Origin of the sequence: Bacillus sp. M13(2017), from assembly GCF_002218325.1 — a bacterium.
GTDB classification, from domain to species: domain Bacteria; phylum Bacillota; class Bacilli; order Bacillales; family Bacillaceae_G; genus Bacillus_A; species Bacillus_A thuringiensis_K.
Map to the genome: position 1 here is coordinate 838532 of NZ_KZ268500.1, position 22043 is coordinate 860574.

A 22043-nucleotide genomic window follows, 5' to 3' on the forward strand; every position below is an offset into this window, starting at 1 on the left:
TTACATTCTTTAGTATCGTATGAAGAAAAGGAGAAAAGGTGAAAAAAAAGCCTATCAACTGATAGGCTTGTACTCTTTAATAACACGTAATGTTTGTAATGTCATATCTTCAGGACCTTGTACAGGTAAACCTGCTTCTAAGTTTTTACGAATATACTCTAAGTTTTCTTGTGTAATAATTTCCCCCGGAGTAAAGATTGGAATCCCTGGCGGATAAACCATAACAAAATCAGCTATAATACGCCCCGCTGCATTTTCAAATGGAATGACTTCTGTTTCCGAATAAAAAGCATCTCGGGGAGAAAGTGCTAGCACTGGAATTTCTGGAATCTCTACTTGTACTTGAACACCTTTATCTGCCCTATTTCTAAATGTTGCTGTTAAATCTTGTAATGCTGCAATAAGTGTATTTGTATCACTTTCTGTATCTCCCAAAGTGATAAGACATAGTATGTTGTATAGATCTGAGAGTTCTACTTCAATGTTATATTGCTCTCTAAGCCATACTTCAGCTTGGTGGCCGGTAATACCTAACTCTTTTACAGATACAATTATCTTTGTAGGATCATAGTTAAAGGTAGCATCTGTACCTAACATTTCTTTTCCAGGACAGTAAAGATGCTCAATAGAATTTATAGCATCACGAACATGTTCAGCTAATTGTATTGTTTGTTCTATGAGTGCTGTTCCTTCTGTAGCAAGACGTTTTCTCGCAACATCAAGGGATGCTAACAAGATGTAAGAAGTTGATGTAGTCGTAAGCATGCTAATAATAGATTGGACATGTTTTACATTCACCAAGCCTTCTTTCACATTAAGAATAGAACTTTGAGTTAAAGAGCCTCCTAATTTGTGAACACTTGTTGCTGCCATATCTGCCCCAGCTTGCATCGCTGACATCGGCAATTCATCGTGAAAATGAATATGAACACCATGAGCCTCGTCAACTAGTACAGGGATGTCATAAGAATGTGCTAATTGTACAATCTGTTCTAAGTCTGCAGCAAACCCAAAGTACGTTGGGTTAATAACAAGTAAGCCCTTTGCATCTGAGTGCTCTTCAAGTGCTTTTTTGACAGATTGAATTGTGATTCCATGAGAAATACCGAGCTTCGGATCGATTTCAGGATGCATGAAAATTGGTTTTGCACCTGAGAAAATAATAGCTGACATTACTGATTTATGCACGTTTCGTGGTACTAGGATTTTGTCACCAGGACCGCAAACGCTCATCACCATTGTCATAATAGCGCCACTTGTACCTTGAATAGAAAAGAAAGTATGATCTGCACCGAATGCAGCGGCTGCTAAATCCTGTGCTTCTTTAATCATACCTTTTGGATGATGTAAATCATCGAGTGGCGCAATATTAATTAAATCAATTGCTAATGCATTATGCCCAATAAATTCGCGAAATGTAGGATCCATGCCCTGTCCTTTTTTATGACCAGGAATATGGAATTGAATTGGATTTCGCTTACTGTGCTCAACTAAAGCGGTAAACAATGGTGTTTCGTATTGGGACAATCTATACACCCCTTCTTCTTCATAATATTTAGTGTAATTTGTTTTATATAATCCTGCTCTAAAAAAGTTTAGTCTTTTTTAGAATAAGGCTTGTTTTTCTGCCATTCAAAAAATCGTTTTTGAGATGGTAGCTTCACTTTATTTTCTATAAAACAAAAGCATTATATCACCAATAATTATAGATGTATAGAAAAAAATGTTTTTAAGGTGAGTATGTTTAATAGTTAGCCTCAACTAATGAATAGAGGAAGACAATTCCATTAAAATGAATAAATAGTGTATAATGCAGAGTGGCTATAATGAAGAATAAAATATTCTCTTTAAGATAGCATAATGAAACAAGAAGAAATGATAAATGAGGTGCGAAATGGAATATCAATATCCGTTAGATTATGATTGGTCAAATGAGGAAATGGTTACAATTGTTAAGTTTTATGAAGCGATTGAGAAAGCTTATGAAAAAGGGATTGTAAGAGAAGAATTAATGGGTTTATATCGTCGTTTTAAAGAGATTGTTCCATCGAAAGCAGAAGAAAAGAAAATTGATAAAGAATTTCAAGAAGTAAGTGGATACTCTATATATCGTGCTATTCAAAGGGCAAAAGAAGTCGAAGAACAAAAGCTTGTAAAAATGTAAAAAATATTTTGAAAAATAAAAACTGAAGTGATATAATGTGATAACAACTAAAAACGGACAATATAAATTGTCCGTTTTCTACTATCGATTACAAAGTGCATATAAAGGAAGGAGTGATTGCATCGTAGATTCAATCTTAGCAAGGAATTGTTCGTTGGTCATTGCTGAAAACTCCTCTGGTGATATATGAATACCAACTAATAATTCTGCTTTTTTTACAGTAGCTAGTCGTTCAATCATCTTTTGTAAGTCTTCGGTTTCAAGTGTTTTATGTAATTTCACACTTGGTTTAGTATGGTCAATGGACCAAACGAAGTCATTTGGAATATTTGTTTTTAAATCATTTAAATGTTCTAAGAAGGCATGAGCCGTCTCAACTTTTTGTGGACACTCATAGATTAAACCAAAGTATATGAAGGCATGAGTACCCCATAAGCCGATTTGGAAATGCGGTAGCATTTTATATCCTCGTTTATTTGTTGAAAAAGCAACCCAAGTATCGTTTGGTGGATTGACTTTGCGGCGTGCGTGTTTTGCAACATGATAAAAAAAGTTCTCATCAGTTTGTTTGGATAAGTATTCTGCAAATTGTTCCCCTAAAGCTTCTAGCTTAGGATGAATGTTCGTTTTAATTGCACTCATTCGTTCTTCGAGACCATCAACTGTAAAGACATCAAAATCAGTTGACTTGAATGTTTGTATTGTCATGATTGTTCCTCCAACTCCTATTTTGCTTTTATTTTAGCATAGCTTGTACTATTCATAAAAAAAACAGCACAAAAAAATTTAAATAAAAAAATATAATTTTGTTGCATAGATGATTTATCCAACATAGTATAGTATAAAACAAAAAATCAGAAAATTGAATTAATTCTAGTCCGAGGGCAGACGAATATTGGGAGGAGGCAAATAATATGAGACAGGTGATTAATGCGTTAAAGAGAACAGATGCTGAAAAGAGAATACCGGTGCTACGTTTGGAGCTAGATTATGAATTAGCAACTTTATATGATGCGATGATGGAAGATGATAAACAGAAAAAAGAAGAGTGTGTACAAAAGTTAGAAGTGTTAAGACTTGAAATGATTCGTTTAGAAGCGTAATAATAGTATATGTATAAAAAATTAGTTGGTGCGAACCTTATAAAGGGTTCGTTTTTTCTGTGAACAGTATAGATCGGAGTGTTTAAACATGCAAGAAGTATGGAAAGACATTGATGCACACGCCAAACGGTGGATTCGGGATGCAGGAGAGCATTTAATGGCATCAATGAAAAAAGCACTTATTATAGAAACAAAATCAAATGCAGCTGACTTAGTTACAAATATGGACCGAGAGATAGAACAGTTTTTAATTGGGAAAATTAAAGAAACATTCCCGAATCATAGTATTTTAGGAGAAGAGGGTTATGGAGACGAGATAACGTCTTCTGACGGGGTTGTTTGGTTAATTGATCCAATTGACGGCACGATGAACTTTGTTCATCAAAAAAGAAATTTTGCGATTTCAATTGGGATTTATGAGAACGGTATCGGAAAGATTGGACTTATATATGATCCAGTGCATGATGAACTATATCATGCAGTCAAGGGATCTGGAGCTTTTTGTAATGATATATCAATTCCTCCATTGAAAAAAGGAACTGTAGAGGAAGGTATTGTAGCTTTAAATGCGATATGGCTTACAGATAATCCATTGCTTAATATGGAAAGTATGATGGCACTTGTTAAGAAAGCAAGGGGCACAAGATCATATGGCTGTGCAGCGTTAGAGATGGTATACGTTGCAACAGGAAGAATAGATGCATATATAACGCCGAGATTATCACCATGGGATTTTGGCGGAGGACAGATAATTGTAGAAGAAGTTGGAGGTAAGGTGACGACATTCTCTGGAGCGCCACTTTCTATCATAGAGAAGAGCAGTGTGTTAGTTGCAAAACCAGGAGTGTATGAAGAAGTGTTATCGTTTATATGAGAGCAACAAAAAAAGTAAGAGGCTGTGTATAAGCTTCTTACTTTTTAGCGTTATTGTGATTTGCGCATTTTTCTTTTTGTTACAAAACCGTATCCAACTGTAACAAATGTGCCGATAATGCAAATAATAATACCGATTGGACTATTTTCAGCAATCATAATGCCGATACCGATTAAGAAAATAACACCGATAATTGCAGTTAATAAAAAGCGATATTGAATGTGTTCCATTTCTTCACCCTCCAATCTCATTTTACTTTCACAAAAGTAAGAATACAACTATATTTTCATTCTTGCTTTTATTTTAATTGCTATTGTATCCCCTTCGCTCTTATAATAGAGAAGGATTAAAAAGACATTAGGAGTTGGACATGTTGAAAAAACGACAAGATTTACGTAATATAGCAATTATTGCCCACGTTGACCATGGTAAAACAACACTTGTTGACCAGTTATTACGTCAAGCGGGGACTTTCCGTGCGAACGAACACGTTGAAGAACGCGCAATGGATTCAAATGATCTAGAAAGAGAACGCGGTATTACAATTTTAGCGAAAAATACAGCGATTCACTATGAAGATAAAAGAATTAACATTTTAGATACACCTGGTCACGCTGACTTCGGTGGAGAAGTAGAACGTATCATGAAAATGGTTGATGGTGTTTTACTTGTTGTTGATGCATATGAAGGTTGTATGCCACAAACACGATTTGTTTTAAAGAAAGCTCTTGAGCAAAACTTAACTCCAATCGTAGTTGTAAACAAAATTGACCGTGACTTCGCTCGTCCAGATGAAGTAGTTGATGAAGTAATCGACTTATTCATTGAGCTTGGTGCAAACGAAGATCAATTAGAGTTCCCAGTTGTATTTGCATCAGCAATGAACGGAACAGCAAGCTTAGATTCAAACCCAGCAAATCAAGAAGAGAATATGAAATCATTATTTGATACAATTATCGAACATATTCCAGCACCAATTGATAACAGCGAAGAGCCACTTCAATTCCAAGTAGCACTTCTTGATTACAACGACTACGTTGGACGTATTGGAGTTGGTCGCGTATTCCGCGGTACAATGAAGGTTGGACAACAAGTTGCTTTAATGAAAGTAGACGGAAGCGTGAAGCAATTCCGCGTAACGAAATTATTCGGTTACATGGGATTAAAACGACAAGAAATTGAAGAAGCAAAAGCAGGGGACTTAGTAGCCGTTTCTGGTATGGAAGACATTAACGTAGGTGAAACAGTATGTCCAGTTGAACATCAAGATGCGTTACCATTATTACGTATTGATGAGCCAACACTACAAATGACGTTCCTTGTAAATAATAGCCCATTTGCAGGTCGTGAAGGTAAATACATTACATCTCGTAAAATTGAAGAGCGTCTTCGTTCACAATTAGAAACAGATGTAAGTTTACGTGTAGATAATACAGATTCTCCTGATGCGTGGATCGTATCTGGACGTGGGGAACTACATTTATCTATCTTAATTGAAAACATGCGTCGTGAAGGTTATGAATTACAAGTATCTAAGCCAGAAGTAATCATTAAAGAAGTTGATGGCGTAAGATGTGAGCCTGTAGAGCGTGTACAAATCGATGTACCTGAAGAATACACTGGTTCTATTATGGAATCTATGGGTGCACGTAAAGGTGAAATGTTAGATATGGTGAATAACGGAAACGGTCAAGTTCGCCTTACTTTCATGGTTCCAGCACGTGGTTTAATTGGTTACACAACAGAATTCTTAACATTAACTCGTGGTTACGGTATTTTAAACCATACATTCGATTGCTACCAACCAGTACACGCTGGACAAGTTGGTGGACGTCGTCAAGGTGTTCTAGTTTCACTTGAAACAGGAAAAGCATCACAATACGGTATTATGCAAGTTGAAGACCGTGGTGTAATCTTCGTTGAACCAGGTACAGAAGTATATGCTGGTATGATTGTAGGAGAACACACTCGTGAGAACGACTTAACAGTTAACGTTGTGAAAATGAAACAACAAACTAACATTCGTTCTGCGACGAAAGATCAAACTTCAACAATGAAGAAACCACGCCTAATGACTTTAGAAGAATCATTAGAGTACTTAAACGATGACGAGTTCTGTGAAGTAACTCCAGAATCAATTCGTCTACGTAAAAAGATTCTTGATAAGAGTGAGCGCGAAAGAGCTGCTAAGAAAAAGAAATCTGTTGAAGCGTAAAAATAAAAAAACAACGACCTTTATAAAGGTCGTTGTTTTTTTATTTTGTTTATTTTTTAGAATATTTACTCATTTTTGTGGACAGTATTTTTTTTGCGAGTTACTCTTGTATTAAGTATATAAAGAAAATTGCATTTTACTGCTAGGGGGGAAGAGTGTGTTAGAAAGGATGTCTTTTTTTGCAAAATTGTGTAAGGTAGATGAAAATCCAGAGTTAGGAATGTGGTTACTTTATGGGACGATTATTATATTAAGTGGTCTCGTTTATAATTTAGGATTTGCTAGAAAGTTGTCTGTACTAAAAAATATTGTGATATACATATCATTAGCAATTGGATGTACAGTATTAACCTTTTTTGCTGTGTTTTTACCTGTTGGAGAAGGACTAGTTGTAGCGGCAATTGTACTTGGAATTTATAGATTGCGTTTGCGTCAAGCGAAACAACAAAAAGCAGGCTGAGGAAGGGGAGTTTTCATGCGTTCAGTACAAGATGCACTATATAATTGGTTAACAATTAAAACAGTTGCGGAAGCACGTCCAAATGATAGTGCTGCAAAAGAAACATATTTGTTATTTCAAAATATGATATATGAAGAACATAAATTAAGAAATGTGGAAGTCGAAAAGAACGAGGAAATGTATTTAATTACATATGAAATAAATGGAGAACGGAAATCTGCAAGGTTTCCGTTAGAAGCCATTGATTGTTTTTTGGATCAGATGAATCGTGAACCAGAAAAATATAAATAAGTCCTTATCTATATGAGTAAGGACTTATTTACATTTTACCAATCATCTTCGATTTTTTTATCACGATATAATCGGAAATTACCACTTGCATGACGTTCCATTGTACGCTCTGCAATTCGTTCCGAACATTCCATGCACATATATGTATGAATAGGGCGATTACGCAGTTTTTTTGCCATAGGATTTTCATCATCTAACATATCTTTTTTATCACAAATCATACATTTGACTCTCATTTCGTCACCTCAATACGAATTCTATCAGTATAAGTATATCATGGAAGTATAATGTTTTTGAATAATAGCGGGAAAAAATAATATTTTCGCAATTCAAAAAATAAGTTATGATAAGGATATACCAAGTATGTTTGGAGGTGAAAATATGGCGAATGTAGTAGAGCCTACCTTAACAGAGGATTTAGTACAAACGTTGCGTAAAGAGTGTATTGTTATGATAGCAACGACAGATTTCGAAAAACAAGTTCCTAACGTAAGTGCTATTTCTTGGGTGTATGCAGTGAGTAAAACTAGTATTCGATTTGCAGTAGATCAACGTTCACGTATTGTGGAAAATATACGTCATAATACAGGTGTGGTATTGACTATAATGGCGAATGAATCCGTATTTTCTATAAGTGGTGCAAGTGAAATTTTGACAGATAGAATGGAAGGTATTTCTCTAAAATTAACTGTAATAGAAGTAAATGTGCAAGAAGTGCGTGATGTTATGTTTTATGGAGCGAAACTTGCAATTGAACCAACATATGAAAAAACATATGATCTTCGGGCAGCGAAAAAGCTGGATAATGAAGTGTTAGTAGGGATAAGAGAATTATAAAGGTGCTAAATAGGAAATTCGTTTATTCACTTTTGTAATCGGTTATTGTGATTTAACGTTAATAATTATAATAAAAAGTAATATATTGAATAGAAATGAATAAAGAATAAATAAAAGGTTTAATGACTATGATTTTCGATTCTACCTCGTTTACACGGTACATATAATTATAACAATGGTTCGTCCATATTTTATGGATGAAACCCTTGTTCTACAAATTTAAAAGTGGAGTCAGGGGGTAACAGGTTGGATAAAATTTATGTGTTAGATACGAATGTACTTTTGCAGGATCCTTTATCTATTTTTTCATTTGAAACCAATGAAGTAGTGATTCCAGCAGTTGTATTAGAAGAGGTTGATTCGAAAAAACGTTATATGGATGAAGTAGGACGAAACGCTCGTTATGTATCTAAGTTAATAGATAAATTTCGTGAAATAGGAAAGCTGCATGAAAGTATCCCGCTAGAAAACGGCGGAACATTTCGTATTGAATTGAACCATCGTTCATTTGTGCAACTACAAGATATTTTTGTAGAAAAAACAAATGATAATCGAATTTTAGCTGTAGCAAAAAATCTATCTTTAGAAGAACAGGAAAAAGAGGACGGGAAGTCTGTTATTTTAGTAAGTAAAGATGTACTCGTAAGGGTAAAAGCTGATGCAATTGGTTTGAAGGCTGAAGATTATTTAAGTGATCGCGTAATTGAAGTAGAAAATATATATTCTGGCTTTTTAGAAGGATATATATCAAAAGAACAATTGGATTATTTTTATGAGAAAGGTGAATTGCCTCTATCTGAAATTGCGAATCATCCTTTTTACCCAAATCAATTTGTAGTAATGAAAGATGCATTGGGAGGCTCTAGTTCTGCGCTTGGCATTGTGGATCACTTAGGTAAAAAGGTAAAGAAACTTATTTTTCACAATGAACAAGTGTGGGGGATACGACCACGAAACGTGCAGCAAATTATGGGATTAGAATTGTTGCTTCGTGAAGATATTCCGCTTGTAACGTTAACGGGGAAAGCCGGCACAGGAAAAACGTTACTTGCGTTAGCTTCGGGACTTATGCAAACAGAAGACTTAGGATTATATAAAAAATTACTTGTGGCAAGACCAATTGTTCCAGTCGGAAAAGATATCGGTTATTTACCAGGAGAAAAAGAAGAAAAGTTAAGACCATGGATGCAGCCAATTTTTGATAACCTAGAGTATTTATTTAATACGAAAAAGCCAGGAGAGTTAGATGCTATTTTAGCTGGAATGGGTTCGATTGAAGTAGAAGCCCTTACTTATATACGCGGGAGAAGTATTCCAGATCAGTTCATTATCATTGACGAAGCACAAAATTTAACAAAGCATGAAGTGAAAACGATATTAACTAGGGTAGGGGAAAAGAGTAAGATTGTATTGATGGGAGATCCTCAGCAAATTGATCACCCATATTTAGATGAATATAATAATGGCTTAACGTATGTTGTAGAGAAGTTTAAAGAACAGCGTATTAGTGGTCATGTGAAGTTTGTTAAAGGGGAGCGATCTAATTTAGCTCAACTAGCAGCAGATTTATTGTAAAAAGGAGTGAGCTTAAGCTCACTCCTTTTCTTTAAATAATTGTAAATTTACGGATGTTACGGATTGGATTTTGTCTATTAGATCCATCATTGTAATATAGATGAACAGGTCCATCCTCTTTTAATGGCTTCCCTTCTTTTGAAAAACCAAGAATAGCATTTTCGACAGTTTCTAATGGAAGTATTAATGTTTGTTCTACTGTTTCAATTTCAACTTGCGTAGCGTCCTCTAAAATTTCAGCGTTAGCAAGGAATGGATGAAGTGGTATACCAAATGTTCCAGTAATCAGCTGTTCTTTTTTATATTTCTTCACACTTTGCTGTATTGGGGGAAAAGCGGCACCATCACGGATTTCGCGATCCCAATGTTCTGAAGTGTTTTTTAAATAAGTTTCTAGTTCAGACGTGTTTTCTCTAGTTTCATCAAAGTAAGTTGTCAAATCTACTTTTCGATCATCAAAGATCCAAACAGTTGGATCAATAGTAATTGGAAAACGTACTTTTCCGTTAATAAATAAAATTTCGCTCATTGTTGTTCCCCCATTTGTGTTATACTCCCACTTTTCAGTATAATAGTATTAGACACTGTTGTCACAAAAAATGTTTCTATTGCAATTTATTAAAACTATCGCTAATATTAATAGATAGGATATAGGAGAGTAGGACGGAAACGGAGGGAATCAATTTGGCGTCTGAGACAGTAGCAAATCATCAGGAAAAGGCACTAGCCCTTCTACAAGCGGATGCAGAGAAGATTTTAAGACTTATTAAGGTGCAAATGGACCATCTTACAATGCCGCAATGTCCATTATATGAAGAAGTGTTAGACACACAAATGTTTGGACTATCCCGCGAGGTCGATTTTGCAGTTCGCCTTGGTCTTATTGCAGAAGAACAAGGGAAAGCAATGTTAGGTGAGCTCGAACGTGAGTTATCTGCACTTCATGAAGCGTTTACAAACAAACAACAATAACGGGTTCAAATAAGGGGGCTCAAACTAAATTAGTTTGAGCTTTTTATTTGTATAATAAAGCAGGAAGAACCAATGTACATATGGAATACAACAATAATTAAATTGAAACAGAAAGAGGAAATGAAATGAAAAAAGTATGGAAATCAATGGATTATTCATTATTACTTCCTCTTGTTATCTTATGTGTGCTGGGAGTAATAATGGTATATAGTTCTAGTTCCATTGTTGCGATTTCGAGGCATAACTGGCCGGCAAATTACTTTTTTAAAAAACAATTAATAACTTTAGCTATCGGAACGGTATTGTTAGTGATTGTAGCTTCGTTACCTTATAAGTTTTGGAGGAAACGAATAATTTTATCGGCGATGGGGCTAGGGAGTATTGCTTTACTAGCAGCAGCCTTGATTTTTGGTAAGGAAATAAATGGTGCAAAAGGTTGGATATTAGGTATACAGCCCGCTGAATTTGTTAAACTATCGATTATTATTATATTAGCTCGCTTTTTTGCAAGGAGACAAGAGACAAATACACCTGTTTTTAAAGGGTCGGGACTTACACTTGGTTTTGTTGGAATGGCAATGTTTTTAATTTTAAAGCAAAATGATTTAGGTACCGATTTGTTAATTGCAGCAACAGTAGGGATTATGTTTCTTTGTTCAGGAGTACGGATTAATTTATGGATTAAACGAATTGTTTTAACTTCTATAGTATGGATTCCAGCTCTATATTTTTTGGCTAATTATAAATTAAGTGGATACCAAAAGGCACGTTTTTCAGTTTTCCTTGATCCATTCAATGATCCTCAAAATGATGGATTCCAATTAGTAAATTCTTTTATTGGAATTGCTTCAGGAGGGCTTAATGGTAGAGGATTAGGAAATAGTGTGCAAAAATATGGATATTTACCAGAACCGCAAACAGATTTTATTATGGCTATTATATCTGAAGAATTAGGTTTTATTGGTGTAGCTATTATTTTAATTTGCTTGCTACTTATTATTATTCGTTCATTCAGGATTGCTCAAAAATGTAACGATCCTTTTGGAAGTTTAATTGCAATCGGAATTGCAAGTTTAATAGGAGTACAAACTTTTGTTAATGTTGGTGGTATGTCTGGATTAATACCGCTTACGGGAGTACCTTTACCGTTTATTAGTTATGGCGGGAGTTCCTTAATAGCTAATCTACTTGCAATGGGAATACTACTCAATATTGCTAGTCACGTGAAACGACAAGAGAAACAACAGAATGGTGTAATGAAAGAAAGAGAACAAAATGGACCACATCTTGTAGTTGTAAAATAAAAACACATTGTGCTTAGAGCATGATGTGTTTTTTATTTTTAAGTAGTTTTAAATGTGATGTATTAATATATCTTTCAGTTAAAAAATATATCACATTAAGTTTAATGTGATATACAATTAAGTTGTTAGAAAAGGAGGAGGTATGCTATACTATTTTTGTGAAACAAATTGTACAGAAAACTTATCATTTGTTAAAAAATAAGGTATGATGGATAAAAATAAAGTGAAGCTTTCTAAGTATAATATAATGTGGAAAGTGAAGAACTTCACGCTTTTTAAGGTGTGTATATATTTTATCTCTAGAGTGGTAGGAAAGTAGAGGGGGAAAATCATGACAAAGCTGCAACGTATTCAAAAAGTATTGGTAGCTAACCGTGGAGAGATTGCAATTCGTGTGTTTCGAGCTTGTTCGGAACTAGGATTAAAAACAGTTGCAATCTATTCTAAAGAGGATAGTGGTTCTTATCATCGCTATAAAGCCGATGAGTCCTATTTAGTTGGGGAAGGAAAAAAACCAATTGATGCTTATCTAGATATTGAAGGCATTATTGAGATTGCAAAAAGTAATCATGTAGATGCAATCCACCCTGGATATGGTTTCTTGTCAGAAAATATTCAATTCGCGAAACGTTGCGAAGAAGAAGGAATTATCTTTATCGGTCCAAAAAGTAAGCATTTAGATATGTTTGGAGATAAAGTGAAAGCAAGAACACAAGCGCAGCTAGCACAAATTCCAGTTATACCTGGTAGTGATGGTCCAGTAGATTCATTAGAAGAAGTCGAAAAATTTGCTGAAAAGTATGATTACCCGATTATTATTAAAGCGTCCCTTGGTGGTGGCGGTCGTGGTATGCGTATTGTGCGTACTAGTGAGGAATTAGGAGAATCATATAATCGAGCGAAATCAGAAGCGAAAGCAGCCTTTGGTAATGATGAAGTTTACGTCGAAAAATTCGTTGAAAAACCTAAACATATAGAAGTACAAATTTTAGCAGATGAAGAAGGTAATGTTGTTCATTTATACGAGCGTGACTGTTCTGTACAACGTCGTCATCAAAAAGTTGTAGAAATAGCACCGAGTGTATCACTTTCAGATGATTTGCGTCAGCGTATTTGTGATGCTGCTGTGAAGTTAACGAAAAATGTAAACTATTTAAATGCAGGAACAGTAGAATTCCTTGTAAAAGATGATGAGTTTTACTTTATTGAAGTAAATCCACGTGTTCAAGTAGAACATACGATTACAGAAATGATTACAGGAGTAGATATCGTTCAATCACAAATTTTAATAGCTGATGGACATTCATTACATAGCAAAATGGTAGGTGTGCCGAAGCAAGAGGAAGTAGTTGTGCATGGATTTGCAATTCAATCTCGTGTAACAACTGAAGATCCGCTAAATAATTTTATGCCGGATACAGGAAAAATTATGGCGTATCGATCAGGCGGTGGTTTTGGTGTGCGTCTTGATACAGGAAATAGCTTCCAAGGTGCAGTTATTACACCGTACTACGATTCTTTACTTGTAAAAGTTACAACTTGGGCACTTACTTTTGAGCAAGCTGCTGCAAAAATGGAACGTAACTTAAAAGAATTCCGTATTCGTGGTATTAAAACAAATATTCCATTCTTAGAGAATGTAGTAAAACATAAAAACTTCTTATCAGGGGAATATGATACGTCGTTTATTGACGCGTCACCGGAACTGTTCTTGTTCCCGAAACGTAAAGACCGTGGAACAAAAATGTTAAATTATATTGGCACAGTAACAGTAAATGGTTTCCCAGGAGTAGGGAAAAAAGAAAAACCAATATTCCCAGATGCTCGTATTCCATGTTTAAAACATTCAGAGCCAATTCAAAATGGAACGAAACAAATTTTGGACGAGCGTGGAGCAGACGGATTAGTAAAATGGGTACAGGATCAAAAACGTGTACTTTTAACGGATACAACATTCCGTGATGCACACCAGTCATTACTTGCAACTCGTATTCGTACAAAAGATTTACATCAAATTGCGGAGCCAACAGCGAGAATGTTACCGAACCTATTCTCAGCGGAAATGTGGGGCGGTGCAACGTTTGATGTTGCGTATCGTTTCTTAAAAGAAGATCCATGGGAACGATTACTAGATCTTCGTGAAAAAATGCCGAACGTGTTATTCCAAATGTTACTTCGTTCTTCAAACGCAGTTGGATACAAAAACTATCCAGATAATTTAATCCAAAAATTTGTGGAATGTTCTGCTCAAGCTGGCATTGATGTATTCCGTATTTTTGATAGCTTAAACTGGGTGGAAGGCATGAGAGTTGCAATTGATGCTGTACGAGACACTGGTAAAATTGCAGAAGCAACAATGTGCTACACAGGAGATATTCATGATCCACTGCGTAGTAAATATGATTTAAATTACTATAAAAATTTAGCAAAAGAGTTAGAAGCATCAGGAGCTCATATTTTAGGTATTAAAGATATGGCGGGCTTACTAAAACCAAATGCAGCATATGATTTAGTTTCTGCATTAAAAGAGACAGTGTCGATTCCAATTCATCTGCACACGCACGATACGAGTGGAAATGGTATATTAACGTATACGAAGGCAATTGAAGCAGGTGTTGATATCGTCGATGTAGCAGTGAGTTCTATGGCTGGTCAAACGTCACAACCAAGTGCGAACACGCTATACTATGCGTTAGGCGGAAACGAAAGACAACCAGATGTTAATATAGATTCTTTAGAAAAACTATCTCATTATTGGGAAGATGTACGCAAATACTATGCACCGTTTGAAAGTGGTATGAATGCGCCTCATACAGAGGTATATATGCATGAAATGCCGGGTGGGCAGTATAGTAATCTTCAGCAACAAGCGAAAGCGGTTGGTTTAGGAGATCGTTTCGATGAAGTGAAAGTAATGTACCGCCGTGTGAATGACATGTTTGGAGATATTGTAAAAGTAACGCCATCATCAAAAGTTGTTGGTGATATGGCATTATTTATGGTTCAAAACCATCTGACAGAACAGGATGTTTTAGAGCGTGGGCATGCGATGGACTTCCCAGGGTCTGTTGTTGAAATGTTCTCGGGTGATTTAGGTCAACCGTACGGTGGTTTCCCGAAAGAATTACAAAAGATTATTTTAAAAGGAAAAGAGCCATTAACAGTAAGACCAGGTGAATTACTAGAGCCAGTAGACTTTGAAGCGTTAAAAGAAGAATTATTCCATAAAATTGGACGCGAAGTAACGATTTTTGATGTAGTTGCATATGCTTTATATCCAAAAGTATTTATGGACTATGAAAAAGTTGCTGAGCTTTATGGAAATGTATCTGTACTTGATACACCGACGTTCTTCTATGGTATGAGACTAGGTGAAGAAATTGATGTAGAAATTGAACAGGGTAAGACATTGATGGTTAAACTTGTATCAATTGGAGAACCACAGCCGGATGGACACCGTGTTCTTTACTTGGAATTTAACGGTCAACCACGTGAAATTATCGTGAAAGACGAGAGTGTAAAAGCAACAGTTGCACAACGTGTGAAAGGAAATCGTGAGAATCCAAATCATATTAGTGCAACGATGCCAGGAACGGTAATTAAAGTAGTTGTAAAAGAAGGGGATGAAGTGAAAAAAGGCGATTCTATGGCAATTACAGAAGCGATGAAAATGGAAACGACAGTTCAAGCGCCGTTTAATGGTAAAGTGAAAAAAGTATATGTTAACGATGGTGATGCAATTCAAACAGGTGATTTACTTATTGAATTAGATCACTAAAATAAGAAAAGAGCTGTGTAAATACAGCTCTTTTCTTATTGCAAAAAATCCCTTGCCGAATTGGCAAGGGATTTTAGTTTTAAATTATTTTGTTTGTTTAGAAGTTGATTCGGCTTCTTTTGCATTCACTTTACTTCTTGTTCCTAACATAACTAAATAGCATAGTACGGCAAACAAGCAAGAAATGAATAGAGAATGTAACAATGCCATTGCTAAACTAGCGTTTGTAAATACAACTAAAACTCCTACTACAGCTTGAAGTGTAACAAGGATAAATGAAATGATCCATCCCCAATATACTACAGGTTGCTGTTTGTAATGGCGGATAGCGAGAATCATCGCGTATAGTATCCAAGCGAAAATTAACATCGCTGCAACTCTATGGCCCATTTGAACCCATTCATGTAGTTGAGTTGGCATAGGTCTGTTTTTGCTACATAAAGGAAAGTCTGGACAGGCTAAGCTAGCTCGTTCGTGACGTACTAAAGCGCCTGTGTAGACGACGATATAACTGTAAATTGTTACACCATAAATATGAAATTTCATTTTTTTGTCCATAATAAGTGAACGTGCATCAAATTTTTGGTCAATTTCAAAGATAAGACACGTTAATAAAATGACAGAAGCAAATGAAATTAAGGAAATACCGAAATGGATAGCAAGTACAGCTGGCATTTGTCCCCAAACAACTGCTGCTGCTCCCATTAATGCTTGTGCAACTAAAAATACGAAGGATAAAATTGCTAACGTTTTTGTTTCACGCACATGTTTATAATATTTCCAGGACAAAATACAAAGGAGTGTGACAAGAATTCCAGCTGATCCGGATGTTAATCGGTGGCTAAGTTCAATAATAGTTTCCATTGATAAATTAGATGGAACAAATTCACCGTTACAAAGTGGCCATGATTTACCACAACCTTGACCAGAACCTGTTTTTGTAACTAAAGCGCCTCCTAATAAAACTATTAATAAATCAAGGCTTGTAATGACTGCTAACCATTTAATAAAGCGTTGCAATCTCTTTCACCATCTTTCTGCTATGAAGTTATTGCGAAATATTTTCATTCCATTATGTATAGAATAAAACGCGCTAGTTCCTATGATATATAAAAAATAATAAAATAGCAAAGAAATGGAGGGGGAAGGAAAGGGAGAGAAAATAGGTGTAAAAACAGGGTTCACAAGGAAAAAATTGGTTGGAAAATAGGCTATTTTGAAAAGAAATGGGGAGAATACGTGTTAAATAGGACAAAATAGTTTATTATAGAAGGTAACATCATGTTATGATAAGGACAAGTCAGAATGAAGTTTTTTATATTCGACACAAAAAGTTCATGTTTTCTTCACAAAATGTTCGGGAAATATGATTTAATATATTGGAGTATGGGCGTAGATTAGTAGTAGAATGGGTTAACAATGTTTCTACTGTAATAATATTGCTATATAGAAGCGAATTATTTCATTTGAAATAGGCGCAAAAAGAAAGATGAAAGTTTTAAGAGGGGGTTAGAGTGATGAACCATGCAACAAGTGAGCTGCATGATGAGTCCGCTGTTACAAGTGTACCGGAAACAACTCGGTTACAAGATTTATCAGCACTCGTTAAAATGGGGATTGTAAACTCAAATACACTTACTGTATTTACAGGATTTTGGTTGGCATTACACTTTAATGGATTAAGTGTGATGGACAATCTGGATAAGCTATTTTTTACAATCGTTGGTTCAGGATTAATTATGGCGGGGGTATGTTGTTTAAATAACTACATCGATAGAGACATCGATCCGTTAATGGAAAGAACAAAGACACGTCCAACGGTTACTGGAAAGTATAAACCAGGATTTGCACTTACATTTGGACTAGTTATATTACTTCTTGGATTTGTATTCTTATTATTAACAACACCAATGGCAGTTTTAATGGGATTTATTGGTGCTTTCACATATGTTGTCCTATATACTTTATGGACAAAGAGAAAGTATACACTAAATACTGTTGTAGGTAGTATATCTGGAGCAGTTCCACCTTTAATTGGATGGGCAGCAATCGATCCATCTTTAGGTCATCCAATTGCTTGGATGTTATTTTTAATTATGTTTATTTGGCAAATCCCACATTTCCTTGCATTAGCGATGAAACGTGTTGATGAATATCGAAATGCAGGAATTCCAATGCTTCCTGTAGTTCATGGATTTGAAATTACGAAACGCCAAATTATGATTTGGACAGTATGTTTATTACCACTACCATTTTATATGAGTGGACTAGGGATAACATTTATGGTAATTGCAACACTGCTTAACATCGGATGGATCGTTTTAGGATTTTATGGCTTCCGTAAGAAAGATGACATCAAATGGTCCGTGCAAATGTTTGTTTATTCCCTAAATTATTTAACAATCTTATTTGTATCAATGATTGTAGTTACATTCTTCTAAGACAACGACATAATTGGATTTCTTTACGTTGAGATTTACTTTACTTAACTATAAAGTACAATCTAATTCACAAGGAAAGTGGGGGTTGTTTGTATGAAGAAACAGTGGCGACTGCTTTCGTTCGTTTCACTGCTGGCTTTACTGTTAGGGGGATGCGGTAAAGCCTTTCAATCTACTTTAATTCCGCAAGGAGAGGTAGCAAAAATGCAATATGATTTACTTCTACTGGCGAGTGCAATCATGGTAGGAGTAGTGCTAGTAGTTACTATTATTTTCTTGTATGTAATTGTGCGTTTCCGCCAAAAGAAAGGCCAGGAAGATTATATTCCAGAGCAAGTTGAAGGGAATCACAAGCTAGAAATTATATGGACAGTTATTCCGATTATTCTTTTACTAATCTTAGCTGTTCCAACGGTTACATATACATTCAAACTTGCTGATGTAAGTGCGATGGAGAAAAAGAATATTGATAAAGATACTATCGTTGTTGATGTAACAGCGAATCTTTATTGGTGGGAATTTTCTTATAAATCAGAAAAGATAGTAACTTCGCAAGATTTGGTCATCCCCACAGGTAAGAAAGTGTATTTAAATTTGAAGGGTGCCGATATTAAACACTCATTTTGGGTTCCATCTTTAGCAGGGAAAATGGATACAAATACAGACAATGTGAACAAAATGTGGTTAAAGGCAGATAAATCGGGCACTTATAATGGTTTTTGTACCGAATTTTGCGGTCCATCACATTCTTTAATGCAATTTAAAGTGAAAGCTTTAGATGAAAGTGAGTACAAAAAATGGCTTGCTGATATGAAGAAGATTGATGGGAAGAAAGAAGTAGCTTCAACAAAGGCGCAAGAGGGCCAAGAAATATTTAATAAAAGCTGTATTGGTTGTCACGCAGTTGGATCTAATGATAGTAGACCACCTTCCGCTCGTATCGCACCAAACTTAGCAAACTTTGCGGATCGCGATATGGTTGCCGGTATTGCCGAAAACAATGAAGAAAACTTAAAAAAATGGCTGAAAGATCCTGAAAATATGAAGCCAGGAAACAAAATGACTGGCAAATATGGCAACTTAACGGATGATCAAATTGATGCATTAAATGCATACTTACAAACGTTAAAAGTTGAAAAGTAAAGAGGGATTATTCGCGAAGGGGAGGTTGAAAACGTGAGTTCTGTAGCAAAAAAACAGGGGATGGGTGCTGTCATATGGGATTATTTAACAACAGTAGACCATAAAAAGATTGCCATTCTCTATTTAATTGCAGGTGGATTGTTTTTTGTAATAGGCGGAATAGAAGCTCTATTTATTCGCCTTCAATTAGCGATTCCTAACAACGCTTTTCTTGTTGGGGATGCTTATAATCAAGTATTAACGATGCACGGTACAACAATGATTTTCCTCGCAGCTATGCCGCTCGTGTTTGCATTTATGAACGCCGCTGTACCACTTCAAATTGGTGCACGTGATGTTGCGTTCCCGTTTTTGAATTCACTCGGATTTTGGTTATTTTTCTTTGGTGGAGTATTTTTAAATTTAAGTTGGTTTTTAGGTGGAGCACCTGATGCAGGATGGACATCTTATGCATCTTTAGCTTTAGCCTCTAAAGGTCATGGGGTTGATTTCTATGTACTTGGCTTGCAAATCTCAGGTATTGGTACATTAATTGGAGGTATCAACTTCCTTGTAACCATTATTAATATGCGTGCGCCAGGGATGACGTATATGCGTATGCCGATGTTTACATGGACGACATTTGTAACATCTTCGCTTATATTATTTGCTTTTCCGCCGTTAACTGTAGGATTAGGACTTTTAATGTTAGATCGCTTATTTGGAACAAGTTTCTTTAATCCAGCGCTGGGCGGGAATACAATTATATGGGAGCATTTATTCTGGATTTTTGGTCATCCAGAGGTATACATTCTTATACTCCCAGCTTTCGGAATATTCTCAGAAATCTTCGCGACATTTTCGAAAAAACGATTATTCGGTTATTCGTCGATGGTGTTTGCGACAGTATTAATTGGATTTTTAGGATTTATGGTATGGGCTCACCATATGTTTACAGTTGGGCTTGGTCCAGTTGCAAATGCTATTTTCTCAGTTGCAACAATGGCGATTGCAGTTCCGACCGGTATTAAAATATTCAACTGGCTCTTTACAATGTGGGGCGGAAGTATTCGCTTCACGACACCAATGATGTGGGCAGTAGCTTTCATTCCATCATTCGTAATGGGTGGAGTTACAGGGGTTATGCTAGCATCTGCACCAGCTGATTATCAATTTCATGATAACTATTTTGTAGTAGCGCATTTTCATTATGTAATCGTTGGCGGTGTTGTATTTGGTTTACTTGCAGGAGCTCATTATTATTGGCCACTGATGTTTAATAAAGTATTAAATGAAACATTAGGAAAGATAACGTTTTGGCTATTCTTTATCGGCTTCCATTTAACGTTCTTTATTCAGCATTTCCTTGGCTTGATTGGTATGCCGCGTCGTTACTACACATATCTTGAAGGGCAAGGGTTGGAAATGGGGAATATGATTAGTTCTATCGGAGCGGTATTTATGGCTCTTGGAACGATTGTTCTTTTATTCAATGTAATTAAAACGACAGTATCAAAAGAAAAAGCTGGTCGTGATCCGTGGGATGCACGTACATTAGAATGGACAATGCCGGCACCGACACCAGAATATAACTTTAAACAATTACCATTTGTTCGCGGATTAGATCCGTTTTGGATTGAAAAACGTGAAGGTAATAAAGAGATGACAGCAGCGGAACCAGTTGGTGATATTCATATGCCAAATCCTTCGTTTTCACCATTTGTCATTTCTTTCGGATTGTTTATAGCGGCATTTGGTGCGATGTATATGCAGGGCGGAAAAGATAAGTTTTGGTTATTAGTAGCAATTATTGGTTTAATCATTACATTTGGCGCAATGTTCCTACGTTCAGTAATCGATGATCATGGATATCATATTCATAAAGAAGATTTAGATGATAAGGGGGGCAAGGCATAATGCATGTAGATGAAAAATTAACGAATGAAACATTTCCAGCAGAGCCTGAAAAAGCAACCCTTGAAGGGAAAAATAAGTTTGTCGGTTTTTGGTTATTTCTTGGAGGCGAAACAGTGTTGTTCGCTTCCTTATTTGGCACATATTTAGCGTTAAAGAATTCTACAAATGGTGGACCAACATCTCAAGAGATGTTCCAAATGCCACTCGTTTTTATTATGACGATGCTTTTATTAACGAGTAGCTTAACGAGTGTATATGCGATGTATCACATGAAAAACTTTAACTTTAAGAAAATGCAACTTTGGTTACTAGTAACTGTATTGCTAGGTTTAGGCTTTTTAGGGTTTGAGATATATGAGTTTTATCATTATACACATGAATTTAAGCATACTATGAGAAGTAGTGCCTTTGGCTCTGCGTTTTATGCTCTTGTTGGTACACATGGACTCCACGTATTGTTTGGGTTATGTTGGATTTTAACATTAATCTTTAGAAATGCGAAGAGAGGTCTAAATTTATACAATGCACCGAAGTTTTATGTTGCATCGATTTATTGGCACTTTATTGACGTAGTTTGGGTGTTTATTTTCACTGTAGTATATTTAATGGGAATGGTGGGATAAACAATGGCGATAAAGCAAACGAATAATCCTAAAGTTGATCTTGTTTATCGGAAGAGAAAAAGTGCGGAGGAAATGAGGCATCAAGTTATTACGTTTGCATTAATGATTTTTTTAACATTAGTTGCATTTGTAGCAGTGGCGTATCCAAAAACTTTTAGTCCGACTTTCTCTGTACCGTTTATTTTACTATTAGCAGTGGTACAAGTAATTTTTCAATTGTATTATTTTATGCATATGAGTCATAAAGGACATGAAGCAGCAAGTTTCTTTCTTTACTCTGGTTTGCTAATAGGGTTAATTACAATTTTAGCTTTTATGACAATCGTGTGGATTTGAAAAGTGAAAAATAAGGGAGCTTGTGTTGTCA

22 protein-coding genes are annotated in these 22043 nt (G+C 35.7%); 16 read left to right on the plus strand and 6 right to left on the minus strand.

The genetic code is table 11. The features are described 5' to 3' along the window. Positions 1-54 precede the first annotated feature (54 nt). The gene (gene speA, locus CGQ22_RS04880; RefSeq protein ID WP_139032790.1) at positions 55-1527 is read right to left on the minus strand and encodes an arginine decarboxylase; all 1473 of its coding nucleotides are present in this window, start codon (positions 1525-1527) and stop codon (positions 55-57) included. A 367-nt stretch (positions 1528-1894) separates the two neighbouring features. On the opposite strand from speA, the gene CGQ22_RS04885 reads away from it, so the two are divergent. Further along, positions 1895-2164 (plus strand): UPF0223 family protein, encoded by a 270-nt coding sequence (locus CGQ22_RS04885; protein WP_000456557.1) that lies wholly within the window; start codon positions 1895-1897, stop codon positions 2162-2164. Positions 2165-2245: 81 nt separating this feature from the next. Here the strand turns inward: CGQ22_RS04885 and CGQ22_RS04890 are convergent, their stop codons facing one another. Next, on the minus strand, positions 2246-2872 hold the full coding sequence (locus CGQ22_RS04890; RefSeq protein WP_000155317.1) for a YktB family protein: 627 nt from the start codon (positions 2870-2872) through the stop codon (positions 2246-2248). A 206-nt stretch (positions 2873-3078) separates the two neighbouring features. Between CGQ22_RS04890 and CGQ22_RS04895 the strand changes: the two genes are divergently transcribed. Further along, a complete protein-coding gene (locus tag CGQ22_RS04895; protein WP_001250164.1) occupies positions 3079-3267 on the plus strand; it encodes a hypothetical protein in 189 nt (62 codons plus the stop codon). Between the two features lie 88 nt (positions 3268-3355). Next, positions 3356-4141 carry an inositol monophosphatase family protein gene (locus CGQ22_RS04900; protein WP_001158708.1) on the plus strand — a complete coding sequence of 262 codons (786 nt, stop codon included), beginning with the start codon at positions 3356-3358 and terminating at the stop codon, positions 4139-4141. A 50-nt stretch (positions 4142-4191) separates the two neighbouring features. Here the strand turns inward: CGQ22_RS04900 and CGQ22_RS04905 are convergent, their stop codons facing one another. Further along, complete coding sequence (locus tag CGQ22_RS04905) at positions 4192-4371, minus strand: DUF5325 family protein (protein WP_000400127.1); 180 nt, start codon at positions 4369-4371, stop codon at positions 4192-4194. Positions 4372-4511: 140 nt separating this feature from the next. Between CGQ22_RS04905 and typA the strand changes: the two genes are divergently transcribed. From typA to CGQ22_RS04920, 3 genes are all read left to right on the plus strand, one after another. Beyond that, a complete protein-coding gene (gene typA / locus CGQ22_RS04910; RefSeq protein WP_000914762.1) occupies positions 4512-6356 on the plus strand; it encodes a translational GTPase TypA in 1845 nt (614 codons plus the stop codon). 157 nt (positions 6357-6513) lie between these two features. After that, positions 6514-6816, plus strand: a complete 303-nt coding sequence (locus CGQ22_RS04915; RefSeq protein ID WP_000893665.1) for a YlaH-like family protein — start codon at positions 6514-6516, stop codon at positions 6814-6816. Between the two features lie 15 nt (positions 6817-6831). Beyond that, entirely contained in the window at positions 6832-7107 is a 276-nt protein-coding gene (locus CGQ22_RS04920) for a hypothetical protein (protein WP_001258154.1), read from the plus strand. A 35-nt stretch (positions 7108-7142) separates the two neighbouring features. Here the strand turns inward: CGQ22_RS04920 and CGQ22_RS04925 are convergent, their stop codons facing one another. Further along, a complete protein-coding gene (locus CGQ22_RS04925; protein ID WP_002082250.1) occupies positions 7143-7343 on the minus strand; it encodes a YlaI family protein in 201 nt (66 codons plus the stop codon). A 145-nt stretch (positions 7344-7488) separates the two neighbouring features. Between CGQ22_RS04925 and CGQ22_RS04930 the strand changes: the two genes are divergently transcribed. Further along, complete coding sequence (locus tag CGQ22_RS04930) at positions 7489-7944, plus strand: pyridoxamine 5'-phosphate oxidase family protein (protein WP_000024598.1); 456 nt, start codon at positions 7489-7491, stop codon at positions 7942-7944. Between the two features lie 246 nt (positions 7945-8190). After that, a complete protein-coding gene (locus tag CGQ22_RS04935; protein WP_000358083.1) occupies positions 8191-9519 on the plus strand; it encodes a PhoH family protein in 1329 nt (442 codons plus the stop codon). Positions 9520-9550: 31 nt separating this feature from the next. On the opposite strand, the gene CGQ22_RS04940 is transcribed toward CGQ22_RS04935, so the two are convergent. Then, positions 9551-10048 carry a hypothetical protein gene (locus CGQ22_RS04940; protein WP_001289812.1) on the minus strand — a complete coding sequence of 166 codons (498 nt, stop codon included), beginning with the start codon at positions 10046-10048 and terminating at the stop codon, positions 9551-9553. Between the two features lie 155 nt (positions 10049-10203). Here CGQ22_RS04940 and CGQ22_RS04945 point away from each other — a divergent pair, with 155 nt between their 5' ends. The 3 genes from CGQ22_RS04945 to pyc all read left to right on the plus strand — a co-directional run bounded on the left by CGQ22_RS04945 (position 10204) and on the right by pyc (position 15573). After that, positions 10204-10491 (plus strand): Fpa/YlaN family protein, encoded by a 288-nt coding sequence (locus CGQ22_RS04945; protein ID WP_000135694.1) that lies wholly within the window; start codon positions 10204-10206, stop codon positions 10489-10491. A gap of 125 nt (positions 10492-10616) precedes the next feature. Further along, positions 10617-11795 carry an FtsW/RodA/SpoVE family cell cycle protein gene (locus tag CGQ22_RS04950; RefSeq protein WP_000758409.1) on the plus strand — a complete coding sequence of 393 codons (1179 nt, stop codon included), beginning with the start codon at positions 10617-10619 and terminating at the stop codon, positions 11793-11795. A gap of 331 nt (positions 11796-12126) precedes the next feature. Beyond that, positions 12127-15573 (plus strand): pyruvate carboxylase, encoded by a 3447-nt coding sequence (gene pyc, locus CGQ22_RS04960; protein WP_000164057.1) that lies wholly within the window; start codon positions 12127-12129, stop codon positions 15571-15573. A gap of 84 nt (positions 15574-15657) precedes the next feature. Here the strand turns inward: pyc and ctaA are convergent, their stop codons facing one another. Then, entirely contained in the window at positions 15658-16593 is a 936-nt protein-coding gene (ctaA, locus tag CGQ22_RS04965; RefSeq protein ID WP_001188744.1) for a heme A synthase, read from the minus strand. Positions 16594-17090: 497 nt separating this feature from the next. Between ctaA and ctaB the strand changes: the two genes are divergently transcribed. The 5 genes from ctaB (at position 17091) to ctaF (ending at position 22012) form a co-directional block, all read left to right on the plus strand. After that, positions 17091-18014 carry a protoheme IX farnesyltransferase gene (ctaB, locus tag CGQ22_RS04970; protein ID WP_001015061.1) on the plus strand — a complete coding sequence of 308 codons (924 nt, stop codon included), beginning with the start codon at positions 17091-17093 and terminating at the stop codon, positions 18012-18014. Positions 18015-18107: 93 nt separating this feature from the next. After that, a complete protein-coding gene (gene coxB / locus CGQ22_RS04975; RefSeq protein WP_000745268.1) occupies positions 18108-19157 on the plus strand; it encodes a cytochrome c oxidase subunit II in 1050 nt (349 codons plus the stop codon). 60 nt (positions 19158-19217) lie between these two features. Further along, positions 19218-21053 (plus strand): cytochrome c oxidase subunit I, encoded by a 1836-nt coding sequence (ctaD, locus tag CGQ22_RS04980; protein WP_153577875.1) that lies wholly within the window; start codon positions 19218-19220, stop codon positions 21051-21053. Further along, a complete protein-coding gene (gene ctaE, locus CGQ22_RS04985) occupies positions 21053-21676 on the plus strand; it encodes a cytochrome c oxidase subunit III (RefSeq protein ID WP_000557861.1) in 624 nt (207 codons plus the stop codon). Before ctaD ends, ctaE begins: the two co-directional genes overlap by 1 nt. Positions 21677-21679: 3 nt before the next feature. After that, positions 21680-22012 carry a cytochrome c oxidase subunit IVB gene (gene ctaF, locus CGQ22_RS04990; protein ID WP_000985708.1) on the plus strand — a complete coding sequence of 111 codons (333 nt, stop codon included), beginning with the start codon at positions 21680-21682 and terminating at the stop codon, positions 22010-22012. Positions 22013-22043 lie beyond the last annotated feature (31 nt).